This is a genomic window from Xylanibacter sp. (genome assembly GCF_057607445.1).
Genome location: NZ_DBLZAX010000010.1, coordinates 146445 through 163009 on the forward strand (window position 1 = coordinate 146445; position 16565 = coordinate 163009).

The window sequence follows — 16565 nt, forward strand, 5'->3', positions numbered from 1 at the left end:
TTTCCGTCAGGCGTTTTTAACTTTTAACTTTTAATTTTTAATTGCGCTTTGACGCCTGCTCTTCACTTTTCACTTAGAAAATGCTCCTTTAACTACTCTAATTACCGAGAAACAAAAGCCTCCCCACGGGGGAGGTTTGGTGGGGCTTTCACTTTCGTGTCAGCAGCGAATACAGATATTTGAAGTTTTCTTTAAGTTCATTGGTGTCGAGGCCGTTAAGGAAGGCGTGTTCGTATGATATGCCGTAGAATACCTGCCTGAACATCCGTGCCGTTGTCGTAACGTCCACGTCGCTCCTTATCTCGCCCTTGTCCTTAGCCCTCTGTATCACCATTGACCACATCTCATAGTCCTTGCTGAAGATGTCTTCAATCTTCTGTCTTATGCCGGGATAATACATACGGACCTGCGAAAGAAAGTGGATATAATAGAAGTTCGGGCAGCAGTCGTATGGGTTGTTGCCGTCGTTCACAAGACTTACAATTCCGTTCATTGCCTTCGACACTCCGGCCACATACTGATCTATAAATTCCGCCAGTGTGTCTGCCGGCTGGTCAAACTTGTTTACGGGGTTCTGCAGTTGTATGAAGAACTTGTCGGCCACGGCAACAAACAGGTCAAGCTTATGCGGAAAATAATACACTATTCCGGTCTTTGCAAGTCCGCAAGCCTTCGCCAGTGTGCTGATGCTTGCCTTTTCGTAGTTCATTTTCAGGAAAACCCTGAAAGCCTTGTCTATCACTTCTTCGCGGTTTGTTATCATAATCGTTTTTGTTTTCAGCTGCGAAGATACAATATTTTTTACTTTTCAGCTGTATGTTGTAATGCTTTTTATGGAGCAAATGGCCAATAAGGAATGTCTTTGGCCATGCATTGTTGCATGTATGCTATTTGTCTTATTATCAGACACTTAACAACGCTGTTGTAAAACATGCCCTTTTGCATTGTAATTTGCCGCCTTTTATGAGCTAAAAGACGGCAAATTACAATGCAAAAGGTATGCTTTTATATTTCAGGCCTTTAGCATGTGCTAAATAGGCGGCATATTCGTGATGTGGATAACAGGATTGTTATACAATTCCTTTTATGCAGGCAAACCTGCCGTCACGTGTGTGTCCTGTCAGAACTTCTCTGTTATGCTCCGTTCTTATTTATCCTATGCTTTTCCTGCATTCTCGTACACTTCTGTTATTTCCTCCTCGGTGGTGAGGTTGAAGTCGCCGGGTATGCTGTTTTTGATGGCAGATGCGGTGAGGGCGAAGTTGATGTCCTTCGGGCTGTCGTCGCCAAACTTCAGCAGGGCATGAATGTATGCGGCTATGAAGGCGTCGCCTGCACCCATAGGGTCGATGACGTTGTCTATGTCGTAGATGCGTGCAGGATAGATGTTGCCGTCTGACCAGAGAACGCCTGACAGTATGTGATGGTTGGCTGAAAGGGTGTTGCGCAGGGCAAGAATCATCTTGCGGCACTTGGGAAACATGTCTTTTGCCTTGCTGAAAAACTCTTTATGGCTTTGGATGTCGAAGCTGAAAGTAGGCGACGTGGCAGTAAATTTCGGCGGAGTGATGCCCGTGAGAAGTTGCCATTCGCCTTCGGTGCCGAACATTATGTCGCATTTCTTGGCCAGCGGCAGCAGTATGTCGTGGGCGCTCTTGCCGTATTTCCACAGATTCTTGCGGTAGTTTATGTCGAAAGATATTGCAAGGCCCTGTCTTTCTGCTTCGCACACGGCCTCTTCGGTAACGTCGGCAGCGCTTTGTGACAGGGCGCAGGATATGCCCGACCAATGGAAGACGGATGCATCGGCAAATGCGTCTGTCCAGTTGATTGTGCCTTTGGCAACGGTGGTCATTGACGAGTCGGCACGGTCGTACACTACGCTCGAGCCGCGCATGGCTGCCGCATTCTCATAATAGTAGGTGCCGAGACGTATGCCGCCGCGGGTTACAAAGCGAGTGCCTACGTTGTATTTTCTGAGTTCGTTAAGGCAAGCCTGACCTAATTTGTTGTCGGGCAGGCGTGTAACATATTCGACATCATTGCCTAGCATGGCCAGCGACACGGCAACATTGGCCTCGCTGCCTCCGAAATATCCGTCCCATGTGCTTCCCTGTATGATGCGCAGCTTCTCCGGACGTGTCATGCGCAGCATAATTTCACCAAACGTAACTATTTTCTGTCTCATGTCAATTTTTGTTTGTCCTGTCTGTTTCTTCAGGCAAGTGGTGTTGTAGTTTGTTTATCTCTTTGCACGTTTGTCTAAAAAGCAGACTGCTGTTTTCAAGATGTAAAGATAGCTATTTTTGTTTGTTGTCATAGCGGATGAATGTGAAAATAATGTGAATGTTTAGAATATTTATGACAAAATGCTTTTAGAAAGGCCTCTGCCCATAAGGCGGATTATGCGGCATGAAGGGTGACGTAAGTTAGTTTCTTATAGCCGGACAATAAAACAGCCGTTATTTTTTGTTAAGTAAATAATTTCTGCGGTTATCGTTATTCTTTGTATTTTTGCAGGGTATAGACAGGCAGACCGTTGACTATAATTTTTTGTTTATGGAGATAATAATTCAGAACGACAGCTTAAGCCATAGAGAATGTTCTGTTCTGGGGCTTAATGAGATCTTTGCTGAGGACTGTGAGAGGCAGGCCTTGCTGTTCGACGGCTTTATTTTCGGCGTCTGCCTTCGAGGCGAGGCGTCGGTGAGGATAAACGGAACAGTGTTTGATGTGGTGCCCGACAAGGTGTTTGCCGTTTTGCCAAAGCATTTGTTCTCAGCCGTGTCATATTCAGCAGATATCGACGTAAGACTGATTTTTGTTCCTATTGACATTGTCTGTAAATTGCCGTTGTCGCCTAATTTTGACTCATTGAGGAACACGGCGTCAAATCCATGTGTCGACGGTGGAGAGTGGACCGCTGATCTCGGGGCGCTGTGCGACATTATGATGAGGCATGACTATACTGCGGGCAAGGGCGAAGACATAATGATGTCGCTGGTATGCTCGGCAGCACTGATATTGTCTGATCTCTTTGAAGGCAGCGGCCATGACGTAAAGAAAACGCTGTCGAGACAAGAAGCTCTGGCAGGAAACTTTTTTGAACTGCTTTTCAGTCATTTCGAATCAGAACGTAGCGTGGCTTTTTATGCCGACAAGCTATGTGTAAGTCCAAAGTATCTTTCTGTTGCCGTAAGGAGCGTCAGCGGGTGTTCCGTACAGAAATGGATAAACGAGATTGTACTGGCCGAGGCCAAACGCTATCTGTGTACAACGGAAATGACAATACAGCAGATATCCGAAAAACTGCATTTTGCAAGTCCGTCTTCATTTGTCAGGTTTTTCAGGCAGCACACGCTGACAACTCCTTTGGCGTACAGGAAAGACTAATTATGATTATTGCAGTTTCTTGACGTTGGTGTGTTTTCTGACAATTTGCATGAATTCGTCGCCCGTGATGGTTTCTTTTTCTATCAGGAAGCCTGCAGCCTCGTGCATTATTGTCATGTTGCCGGTTATTATTTCTTTTGCCTTTTGATGGGCTTTCTTAATCAGTTTCAGCACCTCGCGGTCTATTTCGGCTGCCGTATCAGCCGAACATGTCAGCGAAGAGTCGCCGCCAAGATATGCGTTGCTGACGGTTTCGAGCGCCATCATGTCATATTGGTTGCTCATTCCGTATCGGGTAACCATGGCACGGGCCAGTTTTGTGGCTTGCTCAATGTCGTTAGACGCACCTGTTGTGACGGTATTCATGACTGTTTCCTCGGCAGCGCGTCCTCCAGTGAGCGTCACGATTCGGTTGAACATGTTTTCTTTGCTCAGCAGCACCTGTTCGCCTTCATCTACCTGCATAGTGTAGCCCAGTGCGCCCGACGTGCGCGGTATTATCGTTATTTTGTGAACCGGAGCCGAGTTTGTCTGCATTGCAGCCACCAATGCATGTCCTATTTCATGATAAGCTATGATTTTCTTTTCGTCGGCAGATATCACCTTGTTCTTCTTCTGTGCTCCGGCAATTACTGTTTCGACGCTTTCTTCAAGATCAGACGTTGTTACACGCTTGCGGCCCATGCGCACGGCACGCAGTGCAGCCTCGTTGACGATGTTTGCCAGTTCGGCACCTGACGAGCCGGCAGTGGCTCTTGCAACAATGTCGAGATCAATTTCCTCATGTCTTACATTAGCCAGATGCACCTTAAGTATGGCCTTCCTGCCTTCAAGGTCGGGCAATTCCATCTGTATGCGCCGGTCGAAGCGGCCCGGACGCAGCAGCGCCTTGTCGAGAGTTTCGGGCCTGTTGGTGGCAGCAAGGATTACCACACCCCGCTTTCCGTCGAATCCGTCCATCTCCGTAAGCAGCTGATTGAGAGTCTGTTCGCGCTCGTCGTTGCTCGAGAAACCGCTGTCGCGTCTTTTTCCTATAGCGTCAATCTCGTCAATGAATATTATGCATGGTGCCTTCTCGTTGGCCTGCTTGAACAGATCGCGCACCTTTGCTGCACCCATGCCCACGAACATCTGAACAAACTCTGATCCGGATATGGCGAAGAAAGGCACTTTTGCCTCACCGGCCACAGCACGTGCTATGAGTGTCTTGCCTGTTCCGGGAGGTCCTACAAGCAGTGCTCCTTTGGGCAGCGATGCTCCGATTTCGACATATTTACGCGGATTATGAAGAAAATCGACGATTTCCTTCAGAGTGTCTTTTGCCTCGTCTTGTCCGGCAACATCAGCGAAAGTTGTCTTTATGTCAGCATCGGCATATATCTTGGCTCCTCCGTTGCCGAACGACATGAAGTTGCCGCCGTCGCCCATCCTGCTTCTGATGCTTCTGGCGGCCTGTCGCCATATGAGATAGAATATGATGCCGGGGAGAACCCACATGAGCAGGAAGTTGAGCAGAGGGGAGTTTTCCTGAGGTATAATTTCATTGAAAGAAATTTTGCCCGACTTGTTAGGACTCTTGGCCGACAGCAGCCTGTCTACCAATTTTGGGTCGTTGATCTCACCTGTCTGATAAGTTATTGTCTTGCCGTCGGTTTCTTTCGCCGTGAAGTAGATGTGGCTGCTCTTAATCATAACGTCCTTCACCTTTCCGCTGTCCACCTTTCCGACAAAAGTGCCGTAGTCGGTTTCGATTATGCGGCCGCGTCCGAATTTAGGAAAGATAAGGCCGTTGAGAAACAGCACAAGCAGAAAGCCCCACAGAAGTCCGTAGTATGGATTTGTCTTTTTCTGGTTCTGAGTGTTTGTCTTCTTCATAAAAACTGTTTTTTCCGGTTGCAAAGATAAATACATGCGCTGCATGAACCGTTACCGGAAAAGAATAAAAAATGTGCAATATTTCACATAAATGAGGCGTATGAAGGCTTGTTGATGTATGTCTGGAATTTGTTGAGTGTTAAACCAAAACCAGATATTGGAATCAATAAGGATTGTAGTTTTATGTGGAATGTTTTGCAGCCTGTTTTCTCGAAACTGTGTCGGGCTGTTTAGATAAGTGGTAAATGGCAAGATGAAAATAGAAAACAAAGAGCGTGTTGAGAATATAAATGTACTTTTAAAAGTAAGACAAATGCGGACATATGGCCGACGTTGTCAGGTTATAAAGCATGTCTTGATGACATAAAAAATCCGAAGCTGACAGAGCCGGACGGGGCTGAGGCATGTTGCCTTGTGCTGTTAGCTTCGGATAATATGATGTTGCAGTGCATTCAGGGCTACGGCCGGCGTGGCCCCGGATGCTGTTGTTATGTCTAGATGAAGAGGTTGACGCCTGCTTCTTCTGCCTTCTGCATGTAAGAGGCTACGCCGCCCACGGTTACGCCGTCGAGCAGTTCCTCCTTCTTTATGCCCATCATGTCCATTGTCATCTGGCATGCTATAAACTCGACGCCGTTGTCCATGGCCTGACGGATGAGCGATTCGAGCGAGTCGATGTTCTTCTTTTTCATTATTCCGCGTATCATCTTGCTGCCCATGCCCATCATGTTCATCTTTGACAGGGCAAGACTGTCGCTGCTCTTGGGGAGCATGTGGGCAAACATCTTCTCGGTGAGAGTCTTCTTTACGGCCGGGCCGTGCTTCTTCTTTATGACGTTGAGGCCCCAGAAGGTGAAGAAGATAGACACTTTGCTGCCTGTGGCGGCTGCGCCGTTGGCAAGGATGAATGTGGCTATGGCGCGGTCGAGGTTATCGCTGAAGCATATAAGGGTCTTGTTCTTGCCGGCAGGAGCGCATGCGGCGGCAGGCTTGTCGTCAGACTGCTGCTTCCTGATGAGGATGGTGTGACAGCCGTCGGTGCACGAAGCCGAAAGGAAGGCGTTGCCCGTTGACTTACACCACGCCTTGGCGTCTGACGGGAAACCGGGGTCGGTGGCCTTTACCTCTATAGTCTCACCGGGCTGCATGTCGTCGGTGGCCTGTTTCAGTTTAAGTATCGGACCGGGGCACTGCAGTCCGCAGGCATCAACGGTAAGCGTTGCACGGCTGTCGCTGCATTGACTGCCCGGAGTGCAACTGCACGAACAAGAAGAGTCGTCGCTGTCATCGTTGCCGTCGGCACACTGAAGGTCTTGTGTGGCCAGCTGATAAGTCTTGTAGCCGCCCGAAAGGTTGCGCACGTCGTAGCCGTTGGCCATAAGTATGCGTGCGGCGATGTAGCCTCTGAGACCTACGGCGCAGAATGTTACTACGGGCTTGCTTTTGTCTATTTCGCCCATGCGCTCGCGGATGTCGTCTACGGGAATGTTGACGGCCCCGCTGATTGTGCCGAGGCTGAATTCGGATGGTGTACGGGTGTCGATAATCTGAACCTTGCTGCGGTCGAGACCGTCGATGTCGCGCCAGTAGATAACAGGCATCTTGCCGGATATGATGTTGGCAGCTGTATAACCAGCAATGGCTATCGGATCTTTGGCCGACGAGAACGGAGGAGCATAAGCCTGCTCAAGGCGGATAAGGTCGTAGATGGTGCCCTTGTGCTTGATGATTATGGCCAGCTGGTCGATGCGCTTGTCTACGCCTTCGTGTCCTACACACTGCGCGCCGTAGAGCGTGCCGTCTTCAGGATTGAAGGTGAGCTTGGTGGTGATGAAGAACGCACCGGGGTAATACTCGGCATGAGACATGCTTGTCGTAGTGCTGCTCTGATATTTGATGCCGAGTTGTTTCAGGCGCTTTGCAGGAAGGCCCGTAGAGGCTACAACTACATCAAATACCTTAGCTATCGACGTACCGATGGCTCCTTCATATTCGGTTGTATTGCCAAACACCATGTTGTCGGCCACGATGCGTCCCTGACGGTTAGCCGGTCCGGCAAGATAGTTGAGCCACGGCTCGCCATATTCTGGATGCGGATATTCTATGGCATCGCCTACGGCATATACGCCCTTGGCCGATGTCTCGAGATATTTGTCTACCTTGATGCCACGCGCGCCAAGCTCTATGCCGGCACTCTTGGCAAGCGACGTATTGGGGCTTACGCCGATGGAGAGCAGCACGAGGTCGGTTACAATGCTCTTGCCCGACTTGAAGAACACGCGTATGCGTCCGTTGTCCTTCTCGAAGCGCTCAACGGCTGTGTTGAGATGAAGCGAAACACCCTGACTGAGCAGTTCGCGGTGGACATGAGAAGCTATGCTGAAGTCGACAGGTGCCATTACCTGCGGAGCCATCTCGACAATAGACACGCGGGCGCCGGCATGACTGAGATTCTCAGCCATCTCGAGTCCGATGAATCCTCCGCCTACAACAACGGCGCTCTTTACGCTGTACTGCGTAAGATAGTCTTTTATGCGGAATGTGTCTTCAACGTTGCGCAGGGTGAATATGCCCTCGGTGTCGATGCCGGGGAACGGAGGTCTGACGGGCGACGAGCCGGGCGAGAGCAGCAGTCGGTCGTAATGCTCGTCAATAACAGAGCCGTCGGGGCGGCGCAGCGTTACGGTCTTGGCCTTAGTGTCGATGCTTATGGCCTCGGTGTTGACGCGCACGTCGACGTTGAAGCGGCGTCCGAACGACTCGGGTGTCTGCACAAACAGCTTATTCTTGTCGGCAATGGTGCCGCCGATGTAGTAGGGCAGTCCGCAGTTGGCATATGAAATGTGCGGCCCCTTTTCAACCAATATTATCTCGGCCTTTTCGTCGGCCCTGCGAATGCGTGCGGCTGCGGTGGCTCCACCGGCAACTCCGCCAATGATGATGTGTCTCATGTCAGTGTGCTTGTTTTAATTATTATTGTTTGTTGTTATTTCTTTTTCAGTCATGCTTTCGGCTATCAGGCGCAGCTCTTCGGGCAGCGAAAACTGCGAGCAGTGTATGCGGTCGATAAGTTCGCGGCCCTTCTTTGTGAGGTGGAAACTCATGCAGCGGCTGTCGTGTGGGCACACGTTGCGCCTTATGTAAGCCTCCTTCTCGAGCGATGCAATCACCTTGGATGCGTTTGAGCGCGAGAGCTGAAGCTCGTCGGCTATCTCGCCCGAAAGCATCTTCTCTTTTTCAGACAGCACGCAGAGCAGCATGGCCTCGTTGAAGTTGAGGCCGAAGGCCTTCTGTAGCTGAAGTTCAAACTCGCTTATACAGCGGTATATCTTTCTTATCTTGCAGATGCAGTTGTTGTTCATGTCGATATTATTTTGCCGTTACATATTATGGTGAAAGATTTTTTAATTCTTATATTATTTCCATTGGAAAACATTGCAAATATAGATATTTGTTTGTTATAAAGATAATTTCCGATAGAAAATAATTTGTTTTGTAACATTTATTTGCTAAAAGGCCTGCCTTTTAACACTTTCCAATGGAAAATAAATCTGTAATAGGCGGACGTGTGTATGTCATGAGCCATGCGGTGATATTGCCAGTGAGCAGTAGGGCAGGCAATGGTGTTGTGCGTTCAAGTCAGCAGAAGCTGGGCATAAAGATGCTTGAGGCATGCGGATATGAGCATGGACGAAGGTTATGCATTAGGCTGCATGAATAGGTATAATGGCTATGAAAACGACGCCACGGATGAAAGACCGCAAAACGGATTGTGAAAGGTGTCCTTTTGCATTGTAATATGCCGTCTTTTAGGATGTAAAAGGATACATATCAGAAAAAAGGCAGGAAGAAGAGTTGTGTGATGAGTTGGAAAAGCAACTCGTCACACTGTATGTATCTGAAAACAAATGACTTACATACGAATGTGACGAGTTGTGAGTTTTTAAATAAAAATTTTATTTGTTTGATTGCCTGCCTGTGCGGTGCGTCTTGTCCGTATCATACCGCAAGGACATGGCCATTATGCCTTCATGATAATCTGGTTATAGTAAGGATACGGAATCTCTATCTTCTCGACGTCGAAACGCTCCTTGATAGCCCTCAGCAGGTCGCACTTCATGGCAAAGGCGTTGCCCGTGGTAGACGCCCACGCCCATGCACGCAGCGTTATGGCAGAGTCGCCAAGATTGATAACGCGTATGACAACCTGCGGCACATTGTTGGCTTTCTCCTCGTCGGTGCGATGGTCTATGAGCATCGGGTGCTTCATAATCTCGTCTCTCATCACGTCGATGGCATGGCCGAGGTCAGTGGTGTAAGACACGCCGACTTCTATAAAAGAGCACGTGGTGGTTTCGCCATAAGACGAATTGACTATGGTGCTTGAGTTTATCTTGTTGTTCGGAATGAGAATCATGCGGTTTTCGGCGTTCTGTATGACCGTATGGCGGAGCGTAATCTCCTTTACTGTTCCAACGATGACGTTGTCAACCTGGATAAAGTCTCCCACCTTAAACGGACGCGAAAAGATGATGAACAGTCCGCCTACGATGTTAGACAAGGCCTCCTGAGAAGCAAGGCCGACGGCCATGGCCATGATACCGGCACTGGCGAGGATTGAGTTGCTGACCTTCTCCATGCCCGGAATGAGCGACAGAAATGCAGCCACACCTATGATATACACGGCGGTGGTGATTATCTGGCGTATAAAGCTTATCTTTGTCTCGTCGAAGACAATGCGGCCGCGCTTTCTCTGCGAACGGTTGAACAGATACTTGATGAACGCATTGAGTATGCGCACGAACACGTAAATTAAGAAACCCTTGATTAAGAACACGACAATCCAGCGGATTGATAGTCCGAAGACTTCCATGTTTAGCATTTCATTGATATTCATGGCGTTATGATTTAGTTTTATTTATAATGATGTGTCATGTCCAGCCTTTGCACATTGCTGCCGGATATGTAGGCCCGACTGCATGTTGAAGCTTGGTATATGCAAAGATAAGAAATAAAAATATAAAAGATGAAATAATATGCATAAAATGTGCTACCTTTATTTACACATTTTATGCAGCACGGCCATTTCGCGTAGCTTTATGTCTTGCAGGTTAGAGGATATTCTGATTTTTTGTCGTATCTTTGTGCTTGCCGGCAGAATGTGATGTAGATGGCTGTCGGCAGAAAAACATTTGAAATGAGAAAACGTACTAATAATGGAAGAAAGCCTGTGGAAGGAAGTCTGTTTGGCGATGACGATTTTGAGCCTTGCATGCCGGCCATAGACCTGAGTAAATACAATTTTGATGAAGTGTTCGGGCGGTTGGCGAAGTCGGACTTCAGGCGACGCTTCCGGCTGAATGATGAGATGAAGGATTATGTAACGGAGAAGGGACTTGGGCGCATTGGCATGCATGCAGCTGACATAATAAGAAAAAGACTTGCACCAGCCGTTATACCAAACGACGGAAAGCAGACACCGATGAAAGGACATCCCGTGTTCGTGGCACAACACGCAACAGGATGCTGCTGCCGGGGCTGCCTGTCAAAATGGCACGGCATTGAGGCGGGGCGTGAACTTACGGCCGCTGAGCAGGAGTATGTAGTGGCTTTGCTGCTGACCTGGATATCCAGACAATTATAACGGCATAAAGACTACACCGGAAGATTTTCTGCGGTGTGCTTTATGCCGTCATTTTCGATATAACGTTCCGCTACGAAACGTTTAAGTGCAGACAGGTTGTCTGCATGATGTTATCCCTAAACCTCAAAAAACTTATAAGGCATTAACTATTGTCTTAGTTCTTGTCGCCGGCCCAGTCTTTGGCGTTTATTGCCTCGAGGAGCTTGATGGCGTCTACATACTGAGCTATGCCGTCGGCAACGTTTTTGGCGTCGCGCATGGCAAGTACGACGGTCGAGGGGCGGTTTACAACGTCGCCTCCCGCAAACACACCCTTGCGGCTCGTCATTCCGCATGGAGTCTCGCGTGTTAGCACGTATCCGCTTTCGTCAACCTCAATGCCCTTGGTGGTCGACACTACGCGACTGGCGGGCACGGAGCCGATGGCCATGAGCACCTTGTCGGCCTTTTCTGTGCGGCGCTCACCGTTGTGCTCTATGACTACGCCGTTGAGAATGCCGTCCTTGTCGAGAATCTCCACAATCTTTGACTGCCAGTTAAACTTGACACCCTCTTCGACGGCTTCTTCGTATTCGGAGCGAAGGGCGCTCATCTCGTTCACCGTGCGGTGATAAACAATCTCGACATCCTTTGCACCCATGCGGATGGCCGTGCGGGCACCGTCCATGGCTGTGTTGCCGCAGCCGATGACAAACACACGGTCGCCTTCTTGTATGGGCACGTCTTCGCGCGCAATGTTTCCTTCGTTGTATAGACTCACCTTTCTTAAGAAGTATACAGCCTGACGTACGCCTTTGAGGTTTCGTCCCGGAATATCCGGTTTTTTCGGCTTTACTGTACCAGTGCCCATGAATATGGCGTCGAAGCCACGTTCAAAGAGCTGGTCGATGTTTATGTCGGTTCCAACTGTGGTGTTGCAGTGGAACACCACTCCAAGTTCTTCAATCTTTTTGATTTCGCGTCTTACTATCTCCTTCGGCAGTCGGTATTCAGGGATGCCGAACATGAGAACGCCGCCTGGTTCGGGTTCCATCTCGAATATCTCAACGTTGAAACCTTTGCGTGCCAGGTCGCCGGCAATGGTAAGTCCGGCAGGTCCTGAACCGATTACGGCTATGCGTCCGCGTGTCTTTGGCTGCAGGTTCTCGCGTATCAGGCCCATGCCGCCGTCGAAGTCGGCTATGAATCTTTCCAGCTTGCCAATATGTATCGCCTGTCCTTTCTTGCTCAGTACGCAATGTCCCTCGCACTGCTTCTCGTGCGGGCATACGCGTCCGCATACAGCCGGCAGGTTACTCTTGTCGTTGATTATCTTCATGGCGTTACCGAGATTACCTTTCGAAAGCTCGTGAATCCAGTCGGGAATGTCGTGGCTTATGGGGCATCCTTTCTTGCACTGCGGAACTTTGCAGTGAAGACAGCGCTTGGCCTCGTTTATGGCTTCGAGCATGGTATAGCTCTCGTTTACCTCGTGAAATAACTCTTTTTGTTCTTCCATTTGCTTTAAAGTAGTTTGAGTATTGTAAAATTATTTGCAAAGATAGTGTAATTTTTGACTTAAATAAAAAAATAGTGTGACGAAAATGAAAAAGTCATCATAAAATGTTTTTACAAAATAAAATTTAGTATCTTTGCGTGCAATTTTTTTGGTAAATATTATTTATTTGCGTCTTATATGGTGGTTGTGTAAATCGGCGAAAGACGTATATTTTATATAAAAAAAATATTAGACTATGATCTCTGCATTTGACAAAACATTTAAATTAGGTATTCTCTTGTCAGTTATCGACTGGCTTACATTTAATGTAGTATTCTTGTTGTTCACGCTGTTTTCAGGAGCAGATACGAGCGGAGAATTTGTGGCTGATTTGTTAATGGCAAATGTCTCATATGTTGTTGCATTGCAGATTGTTACCATAAGCCTGCATCACAGACAGGCTCAGCCGGCAAAAGAGCTCAGCAATACTTCACGTACATCAGCTATATTCATAGTGCTGTATGCGGCAGTGTTGGGTATCATGGGATTTTCCGTACCGGGGCTTGCTTATTGTATCGAAATATCTCTACTTGTTTTTCTTGTTACAAGTATTGAGCGACTTTTACTTAGAACATACATTAAGCATAAGCGAAGTGTTGGCCGGAACAGAGTTGATACAATAATACTTGGTACAGGACAAATGGAACAGAAAATTGCTGACGTGATGACTAACGTCTGGAACGGATACAATCTTCTGGGATATTTTATCAAAACAGATTCTGACTCAATGACAAACAGCTCTACAGGTGAGGAACTTGCTTATCTGGGAGAGGAGAGCGAACTGCTGCCTTTTATAGAGAATAATCATGTTGACGAGCTCTATATCGGCGTAATGCCGGATAAACTGAAAGAATATAAGGCTCTGATGAGGCTTTGTGAAAAGCATATGATCAGAACATATTATGTGCCTACCATATCTTACGGAGAATTCCGCAGTGCGAAGGTTATGGAGTTTGGCGACATTTATGTCATGTCGCAGTATAACGAACCGCTGAAGGATATGCGCAACAGGATACAGAAACGTGTATTCGACTTTGTGGTTTCGCTACTTTTTATATGCACATTGTTCCCGATAATATTGATAATTGTGGCGATAGTATCAAAGATAACGATGCCCGGACCGTTGTTCTTTAAGCAGAAACGTACCGGATATGACGGAAAGGACTTCGTGTGTTATAAGTTCAGGAGCATGAAGGTAAACAAGGATTCTGATAAAGTACAGGCTGTCAAGGATGACCCGAGAGTGACTAAATGGGGCTTGCTGATGCGTCATACCAACATTGATGAGCTGCCTCAGTTTATCAATGTACTTAAAGGAAACATGAGCATTGTCGGTCCGCGTCCGCATATGCTTGCTCATACCGACTATTATTCCCAACTTATATCAGACTATATGATACGCCATTACGTAAAGCCCGGTATAACAGGATGGGCTCAGACTCATGGTGAGAGGGGAGAGACAAAGACAGTGGATGACATGAAGCGCCGTGTGGAAAAGGATATTTGGTATATTGAGCACTGGAGTTTCTGGCTCGATATTCAGATAATATTAAAAACCGTTTCTGATGCCATTCATGGTGATGAAAAGGCTTATTAAAAGGATAGAAGTGCAGATTGCATTTGGGCTATATATAAACGGGGATGTCGCTTTTGGGAGCATCCCCGTTTGTTGTTGAAGTATTAGTGGTGTCTTGATTTTATGATAGATGTGATAATTTCATTTGTCTGTGGAGCAGTGGCGTCCTTCTCGCGGATTTTTCTTGTTTGGAGATGAGGGATAATGCGTTTGGATAAATTATACCTGATTGTTGCTATGACGCTGAGTCCATATTCTTGATTATCATGTTTTATGGTTGTCTTTCTGTGATTGTTTTTTGCGTATGGAGATATAATCCCGGAATAATAGTACCATTGTCGTTTTTTGCTTTATCTTGGTTTTTACACTTTTAGCAGATCTGCGTTAATAAAAAAGGAGAAAACAGTTTTTACACCGCTTTCTCCCTTGCAAAATTTAACCCTCTATTTATTATTTATCATAGGTAAGGAACTTTGTGTTCGTGATTTTTACGTCAACGTTATTGTCAAAGTCCTTATCTTTTTTCGTGTAGAAGAATGTACAGTTGTCTATTGTAACGTCATGTACGCACTTCAAGCCCGGGAGGCCGTGTGCCGAAATGGCTGTTTTTGTGTTTCGGCATACGACGTTTGATATATGTATGTCTCCAAAGTCAGGTGCAAAAGGTGCGTCGGTGTAGGTGGCTGTTTCAGCCTTGTCTTCTTTTACGCTGTATTTCTTGTCGATATAAGTGCACTCAAATACAATTGCTTCATCTTTGATGTCCGTCATGAAGATGTCGCTGATATACAGCCCTTCAACCTTTCCGCCGCGTCCTATGCCGCTCTTGAAGCGCAGACCTGTGTCAGTGCCGCTGAAGCGGTTGTTGCGTACAACAATGTTCTTTATGCCTCCGGTGAACTCGGAGCCTATGACAAAGCCGCCATGAGCATGGAACACCGCATTGTTCTCAATGAGAATGTTCTCACATGGTCCATATTTGAGACCAGACTCTCCGGCTCCCGCCTTCATGCATATTCCGTCGTCTCCGGCGTCGATGGTGTTGTTGACAATCAGGACATTCTTGCAGCTGCTGATGTCGAGAGCGTCGCCGTTCTGGGCGTTCCACGGGCATCTTATTGTAACGTTGTCAACTATCACGTTGTTGCAGCGTGTAGGGATGAGGTGGAACTTGGGCGAGTTCTGAAGTGTAACGTCTTTTACGAGCACATTCTCGCAGTCGGTTATTCTGATGAGGTGTGTGCGCATCTTTTCCTGTGCCTCGGGTGTGGCTGCTATGTTTTCGTAATGCTTGAGGTTGAACGGAAACCACAGTTTGCCTCCTTCTGTCTCTGTGCCTCCCATATAGAGAAACTCTTTCCACTCGGCGTCGCTTACTTTAGAACGCTTTACAGGACGCCAGAATGCGCCGTTGCCGTCGATTACGCCTTCGCCGGTTATGCTGATGTTCTTACGCTTGCTTGCGCTTATCAGTGGAGTGCATTTGTCGTCTTTCTTGCCGTTTTCTTCTTTTATAAACAGACTCTTTTCGGGTGAAGCCATTATTATGGCGTTTTTCTCTATGTGCAGATCAATGTTGTCCTTAAGCGAAATCATTCCCGTCAGCCATATTCCGGCAGGCACCACAAGATGGCCTCCTCCCTGCTTGTTCAGTGCGCTTATTGCTTTTCTGAAAGCTTCAGTATTAAGGGTTACGCCGTCTCCTACGCCTCCGAAGTCTTTAAGATTAACGGTGTTTGCCGGTATGACCGGTGCAGTTGCTTTAGGCATTTCAACCGGAAGGTTTTGGTAATAAGTGTCGTAGTCACTTGCCTGGGCAAAGTTTAATGCAAGCATAAATGCTACGCATAGAGATAAAACTTTTTTCATTTTGATTAGTTAATAAGTTTATTTTTACTTTAGTATTTAATATTCCAATTTATTTAATATGTTCATGTCCGGGTGTTTTGTCCCCGTTCATGTATGGACTGTTCAAATAATTATGTATATACGTTGATGTCGTTTGATTATTTTTATAGTTTGCGGTAAATTTTTTGCAAATGTAATGCAAGTTGGAGACATTTCCAAATAATAAATATTCTAACATGATAATTTTATGTGTTTTTAAATTTTACAAAAAATATTGTCTATGTGTTTTTACGGGTAAATTATGGGCAAAATAGGGCGATTTTAGGCAAAAATAAAATTTTTAGTAAAAAAGTTGCTGAAAAATTTGGTGGTAATAAAAATAATGCCTACCTTTGCACTCGCAATTGAGAAACAAACACTAATCAGTTGTTAAGGACGCGCTTGTAGCTCAGTTGGTAGAGCATCTGACTCTTAATCAGAGGGTCCAGGGTTCGAGCCCCTGCAGGCGTACAAAGAGACACTTTCGAGTGTCTCTTTTTTTTGTTTGTACATATTGTGTTTTTGTTTAAAAACGGCTAATCCGATAAATAGTGGCTCACCCGATAAATAGTGGGGAAAGAAAATATTACGCATAAATTTTAGTCAGCCTAAAGAGGAAGAATGGTATGTCAATAACTCCTCGGAGCAATGCT

12 protein-coding genes and 1 tRNA gene are annotated in these 16565 nt (G+C 46.8%); 5 read left to right on the forward strand and 8 right to left on the reverse strand.

What is annotated here, in order from left to right; all coding sequences use genetic code 11:
- Positions 1-148: 148 nt before the first annotated feature.
- Both ACZMIG_RS09430 and ACZMIG_RS09435 read right to left on the reverse strand, forming a co-directional pair.
- The gene (locus tag ACZMIG_RS09430) at positions 149-766 is read right to left on the reverse strand and encodes a TetR/AcrR family transcriptional regulator (RefSeq protein ID WP_418874902.1); all 618 of its coding nucleotides are present in this window, start codon (positions 764-766) and stop codon (positions 149-151) included.
- A gap of 390 nt (positions 767-1156) precedes the next feature.
- Positions 1157-2188, reverse strand: a complete 1032-nt coding sequence (locus ACZMIG_RS09435) for a PfkB family carbohydrate kinase (RefSeq protein WP_418874897.1) — start codon at positions 2186-2188, stop codon at positions 1157-1159.
- Between the two features lie 371 nt (positions 2189-2559).
- On the opposite strand from ACZMIG_RS09435, the gene ACZMIG_RS09440 reads away from it, so the two are divergent.
- Positions 2560-3393 (forward strand): helix-turn-helix domain-containing protein, encoded by an 834-nt coding sequence (locus ACZMIG_RS09440; protein WP_418874898.1) that lies wholly within the window; start codon positions 2560-2562, stop codon positions 3391-3393.
- A 6-nt stretch (positions 3394-3399) separates the two neighbouring features.
- On the opposite strand, the gene ftsH is transcribed toward ACZMIG_RS09440, so the two are convergent.
- The 3 genes from ftsH to ACZMIG_RS09455 all read right to left on the reverse strand — a co-directional run bounded on the left by ftsH (position 3400) and on the right by ACZMIG_RS09455 (position 8630).
- Positions 3400-5268: an ATP-dependent zinc metalloprotease FtsH gene (gene ftsH / locus ACZMIG_RS09445; RefSeq protein WP_302698703.1), complete on the reverse strand. Its 1869-nt coding sequence runs from the start codon at positions 5266-5268 to the stop codon at positions 3400-3402.
- A gap of 494 nt (positions 5269-5762) precedes the next feature.
- On the reverse strand, positions 5763-8219 hold the full coding sequence (locus ACZMIG_RS09450; protein ID WP_487889470.1) for an FAD-dependent oxidoreductase: 2457 nt from the start codon (positions 8217-8219) through the stop codon (positions 5763-5765).
- A 15-nt stretch (positions 8220-8234) separates the two neighbouring features.
- Positions 8235-8630 carry a MarR family winged helix-turn-helix transcriptional regulator gene (locus ACZMIG_RS09455; protein ID WP_053398645.1) on the reverse strand — a complete coding sequence of 132 codons (396 nt, stop codon included), beginning with the start codon at positions 8628-8630 and terminating at the stop codon, positions 8235-8237.
- Between the two features lie 176 nt (positions 8631-8806).
- On the opposite strand from ACZMIG_RS09455, the gene ACZMIG_RS09460 reads away from it, so the two are divergent.
- Positions 8807-8989, forward strand: a complete 183-nt coding sequence (locus ACZMIG_RS09460) for a hypothetical protein (RefSeq protein ID WP_487889471.1) — start codon at positions 8807-8809, stop codon at positions 8987-8989.
- 300 nt (positions 8990-9289) lie between these two features.
- Here ACZMIG_RS09460 and ACZMIG_RS09465 read toward each other — a convergent pair whose 3' ends face one another.
- Positions 9290-10165, reverse strand: coding sequence for a mechanosensitive ion channel family protein (locus ACZMIG_RS09465; protein ID WP_021854783.1), 876 nt, complete (start codon positions 10163-10165; stop codon positions 9290-9292).
- 300 nt (positions 10166-10465) lie between these two features.
- Between ACZMIG_RS09465 and ACZMIG_RS09470 the strand changes: the two genes are divergently transcribed.
- Entirely contained in the window at positions 10466-10912 is a 447-nt protein-coding gene (locus ACZMIG_RS09470) for a DUF4186 domain-containing protein (protein WP_487889472.1), read from the forward strand.
- Between the two features lie 154 nt (positions 10913-11066).
- Here the strand turns inward: ACZMIG_RS09470 and ACZMIG_RS09475 are convergent, their stop codons facing one another.
- Positions 11067-12410, reverse strand: coding sequence for an NAD(P)-dependent oxidoreductase (locus ACZMIG_RS09475; protein ID WP_021854780.1), 1344 nt, complete (start codon positions 12408-12410; stop codon positions 11067-11069).
- 235 nt (positions 12411-12645) lie between these two features.
- Here ACZMIG_RS09475 and ACZMIG_RS09480 point away from each other — a divergent pair, with 235 nt between their 5' ends.
- Positions 12646-14046 carry an undecaprenyl-phosphate glucose phosphotransferase gene (locus ACZMIG_RS09480; protein WP_487889473.1) on the forward strand — a complete coding sequence of 467 codons (1401 nt, stop codon included), beginning with the start codon at positions 12646-12648 and terminating at the stop codon, positions 14044-14046.
- Positions 14047-14475: 429 nt separating this feature from the next.
- Here the strand turns inward: ACZMIG_RS09480 and ACZMIG_RS09485 are convergent, their stop codons facing one another.
- Entirely contained in the window at positions 14476-15894 is a 1419-nt protein-coding gene (locus tag ACZMIG_RS09485; RefSeq protein WP_021854776.1) for a glycoside hydrolase family 28 protein, read from the reverse strand.
- A 416-nt stretch (positions 15895-16310) separates the two neighbouring features.
- On the opposite strand from ACZMIG_RS09485, the gene ACZMIG_RS09490 reads away from it, so the two are divergent.
- Positions 16311-16383: transfer RNA gene (locus ACZMIG_RS09490), tRNA-Lys, on the forward strand.
- Positions 16384-16565 lie beyond the last annotated feature (182 nt).

What these genes read in the sequence shown, in the direction of transcription:
- ACZMIG_RS09485 (WP_021854776.1), bottom strand. Translation starts at nt 15,894, where the DNA reads ATGAAAAAAGTTTTATCTCTATGCGTAGCATTTATGCTTGCATTAAAC.
- ACZMIG_RS09450 (WP_487889470.1), bottom strand. Translation starts at nt 8,219, where the DNA reads ATGAGACACATCATCATTGGCGGAGTTGCCGGTGGAGCCACCGCAGCC.
- ACZMIG_RS09465 (WP_021854783.1), bottom strand. Translation starts at nt 10,165, where the DNA reads ATGAATATCAATGAAATGCTAAACATGGAAGTCTTCGGACTATCAATC.
- ACZMIG_RS09440 (WP_418874898.1), top strand. Translation starts at nt 2,560, where the DNA reads ATGGAGATAATAATTCAGAACGACAGCTTAAGCCATAGAGAATGTTCT.
- ACZMIG_RS09460 (WP_487889471.1), top strand. Translation starts at nt 8,807, where the DNA reads ATGGAAAATAAATCTGTAATAGGCGGACGTGTGTATGTCATGAGCCAT.
- ACZMIG_RS09455 (WP_053398645.1), bottom strand. Translation starts at nt 8,630, where the DNA reads ATGAACAACAACTGCATCTGCAAGATAAGAAAGATATACCGCTGTATA.
- ACZMIG_RS09480 (WP_487889473.1), top strand. Translation starts at nt 12,646, where the DNA reads ATGATCTCTGCATTTGACAAAACATTTAAATTAGGTATTCTCTTGTCA.
- ACZMIG_RS09435 (WP_418874897.1), bottom strand. Translation starts at nt 2,188, where the DNA reads ATGAGACAGAAAATAGTTACGTTTGGTGAAATTATGCTGCGCATGACA.
- ftsH (WP_302698703.1), bottom strand. Translation starts at nt 5,268, where the DNA reads ATGAAGAAGACAAACACTCAGAACCAGAAAAAGACAAATCCATACTAC.
- ACZMIG_RS09470 (WP_487889472.1), top strand. Translation starts at nt 10,466, where the DNA reads ATGAGAAAACGTACTAATAATGGAAGAAAGCCTGTGGAAGGAAGTCTG.
- ACZMIG_RS09475 (WP_021854780.1), bottom strand. Translation starts at nt 12,410, where the DNA reads ATGGAAGAACAAAAAGAGTTATTTCACGAGGTAAACGAGAGCTATACC.